Raw genomic sequence first — 3021 nt, 5'->3', positions numbered from 1 at the left:
TTCGCTAAACTCAAAGAAAATCGACGCTTAGCATTACGATTTGAGAAATCCGATCTCTCTTTCCTTGCCTTTATAGCTTTAGCATCTATTAAATACAACCTTTGTTAACAGTGCCTAAGTGGAGAGAGTAGTATTTTATAAAACAGTAGAGATATCCACAAAAGTTGCTGTTTTAAAAAAAAGAAAGCAAATGGAAAAAGAAGCTATCCATATAAGCAATGAAAATAATCCTTTTATTACAATATGGCTCTTGTTTTATTCTCAAAACCTCTGTACAATTCCGGCTTGAATCTCTACTACTCTTGAAAAAATGATGCTGATGATGTGATCTCATAACATGAGTTGACACATCCTTGAAGATCTAACGTGCTGTTATAGATCTAAGCATTTTCGGATAAGAGTAATCCATCGGACCATTACGATGTATGGTGCTGGAGATGAAATCTCTATAATTCCAATTTTTTTAAGATAGGACAAAGATGAAAAGTTTTGAATCCATGGGCCTTCCAGAGGCTCTTAATAAAACCTTACGGCAAATGCAATTTAATGATCCTACCCCAATTCAAGCAGAGGCTATACCTTTGGCTCTTGAGGGAAAAGATATATTAGGATCCGCACAAACAGGGACTGGAAAGACTGGGGCCTTTGGTATTCCGCTTGTTGCAAAATTAATTAATAATCCAAATGGCGCAGCACTTGTCATGACGCCTACACGCGAGCTTGCTTCTCAGGTAATGAATCAGTTAAAGGCTCTGTTAGGGGAGCAGTCTATGATTAAGCATGCACTTTTAATTGGTGGTGACTCTATTCCAAAACAGCTCCAACAATTACGTAGGCGACCAAGATTAATTGTTGGTACACCTGGCCGTATTAACGATCACATAAAACGTGGTACATTTCATCTCAAACATACGGATTTTCTTGTTTTGGATGAAACAGATCGAATGCTGGATATGGGGTTTACAATTCAAATTGAAAACATTCTTCAGGGTTTATCAGCAGAGCGTCAAACACTTTTGTTTTCTGCTACTATGCCTCAAAATATTGTGTGCATGGCTGAAAAATATTTAAATAACCCTTCTCATGTAGCAGTAAGCTCTACTTCAGCACCTGCCGCAAATATTCAACAAGAGAGTATTTATGTGAGCGAGGCTGAAAAGTACCAAAGCTTGATAACCCAGCTCGATGCCCGTGGAGGATCAATTATTATCTTTATAAAGACAAAAAGTGCCGCAGATAGAATGGCCCTAAAACTTTTTAAAGAAGGGCATGATGCGCAAGCTATTCATGGCGATCTGCGCCAACAGAAGCGTGAGCGTGTAATGAATGACTTTAGGAATAAAAAATATCGCATCTTAGTTGCAACTGATGTTGCTGCGCGTGGATTAGATATACTACATATTGAGCATGTTATTAACTACGACTTACCGCAGTGCCCAGAAGATTATGTGCATCGCATAGGCCGTACAGCACGTGCAGGAGCTGCAGGATTTGCCCTCAATCTTATTACACCTGCAGATAAGGGGAAATGGAATGCTATTGATCGCATCCTCAACCCTGACCGCCCAGTCGCGAATGATGAGCTGAAAAAAGATTCTAAAAAAGTGGTTCAAGGACGTAGAAGAAAAAGACGATTCTAAAACGCAATACAAAAGCAGGCAAAAGCCAAAATTGCGATCCAAAATACCATCTCCATCAAGAGATGGTATTTTATCGCAAAGAATTTTATCAAAAATACTATTATCGCAATAAGATTGAAATCCACAATATTAATGTAGGTTATCATGCTCCCTCTAACACTGGAGAAAAACATAAAGAAGCTTGTTAAAATGTGGGAAGCCATTATGAAATTAAAGGAACGTTGCCGTATGCCGTTCTTTTTAAATGAAAATAACCTTCAAATATCCTATTCTCCTGAGAGAAGGTGATATTCTATAGCTAAAATAGTATAGAATGGCGCAACAATACTGCTCTAGCTTTTTAACTCTTATTTTATATGACGTTTTATACTGACTTAGCTATATAGATGGAAAAACAGATATGAAAATACTGGGAATTATGGGTCTAAAAAAGGATATCAGATAAAACCAATGACAATACAAGATTAAATTTAGGGAATTTATAGAGCAAAATAACGATAAAAGCAGTGAAGAGCTCTCATTTTTATGGCCACAGAAGGTATGCAGACGCACAATATAAAAGAATAGATTATAGTTATACGAAGAGAGATGCTGGTAAGAGATAGGTTTATAAAAGAAATTAGCAAGATGGACAGTGGTATATATTATAGATGAATAGAAGATAATCAATTATATGTTTTAGTAGAGTTGGGAGTAGATGTTATGATGAATTCAGACATAAAGAGAGAATATATCAATGATTGCAGCATTAAACATAGGTAACCCATCACTTCTTTTTAAGAGCTTTTCTAAGACTTCTCTATTACTATTAAAATATTTCGTTTGAAAATCTTCTTTTGTCTTCATTATATCATCTAAGTATTTATAAAGGATATCGCTACATTCTGGAAAAAGATCCTTGAATTCCATGTTCTTCAGACAGAAGAAATTTTTTAATCCATTGTCGTCTATAAAAACTAGGTAGTGTCGACATTTAAGATTTTTATGTGCTGCTATTTTAGCAACTCATTATGAGGCTAAAATGTTATATGACTTGAGGGATGATCAATGGGAAATTATTAAAGATATTTTACCTGGGAAAAGTGGAGATAGAGGACGTAGAGGATACGATAACCGTGGATTTATAAGAGCAGTGATGTGTGTTGCCAGAACTGGTGGGCCATGGAGAGCGCTTCCTGTGGAATATGGCAAATGGCCTACAGTTCATAAAAGATTTATTAGATGGGCTAAAGCTGGAATATGGCAAATGATACCTTAGCCGTGGATAGTGATAATGAATGGTTAATGATAGATTCTACGATCATTAGAGCGCATCAGCATTCGGCTGATGCTTTAAAAAATACCGAAACTGGTATGCAAGGGCTAGGAAGATCCAAAGGAG

Annotated in this window: 4 protein-coding genes; 3 read left to right on the top strand and 1 reads right to left on the bottom strand. The window is 36.5% G+C overall.

Features of this window, described 5'->3' with window-relative positions:
* Nucleotides 1–118: 118 nt before the first annotated feature.
* Together Cyrtocomes_RS05770 and Cyrtocomes_RS05765 are read left to right on the top strand one after the other, a co-directional pair.
* Complete coding sequence (locus Cyrtocomes_RS05770; RefSeq protein WP_322498237.1) at nt 119–289, top strand: hypothetical protein; 171 nt, start codon at nt 119–121, stop codon at nt 287–289.
* Nucleotides 290–479: 190 nt separating this feature from the next.
* Nucleotides 480–1640, top strand: coding sequence for a DEAD/DEAH box helicase (locus Cyrtocomes_RS05765; RefSeq protein WP_322498236.1), 1161 nt, complete (start codon nt 480–482; stop codon nt 1638–1640).
* 711 nt (nt 1641–2351) lie between these two features.
* Here Cyrtocomes_RS05765 and Cyrtocomes_RS05760 read toward each other — a convergent pair.
* A complete protein-coding gene (locus Cyrtocomes_RS05760; RefSeq protein WP_322498235.1) occupies nt 2352–2549 on the bottom strand; it encodes a hypothetical protein in 198 nt (65 codons plus the stop codon).
* A 112-nt stretch (nt 2550–2661) separates the two neighbouring features.
* On the opposite strand from Cyrtocomes_RS05760, the gene Cyrtocomes_RS05755 reads away from it, so the two are divergent.
* Complete coding sequence (locus Cyrtocomes_RS05755; RefSeq protein ID WP_322497510.1) at nt 2662–2898, top strand: transposase; 237 nt, start codon at nt 2662–2664, stop codon at nt 2896–2898.
* Nucleotides 2899–3021: the final 123 nt, after the last annotated feature.

Source organism: Candidatus Cyrtobacter comes, from assembly GCF_034470605.1.
GTDB lineage: Bacteria > Pseudomonadota > Alphaproteobacteria > Rickettsiales > Midichloriaceae > Cyrtobacter > Cyrtobacter comes.
The sequence above is the reverse complement of the archived record's forward strand: the minus strand, read 5'-3'. Positions and strand labels throughout refer to the sequence as shown.

Excerpts from the sequence above, each read along its gene's own strand:
- Cyrtocomes_RS05755 (WP_322497510.1), top strand. The coding sequence starts at position 2,662 with ATGTTATATGACTTGAGGGATGATCAATGGGAAATTATTAAAGATATT.
- Cyrtocomes_RS05760 (WP_322498235.1), bottom strand. The coding sequence starts at position 2,549 with ATGGAATTCAAGGATCTTTTTCCAGAATGTAGCGATATCCTTTATAAA.
- Cyrtocomes_RS05765 (WP_322498236.1), top strand. The coding sequence starts at position 480 with ATGAAAAGTTTTGAATCCATGGGCCTTCCAGAGGCTCTTAATAAAACC.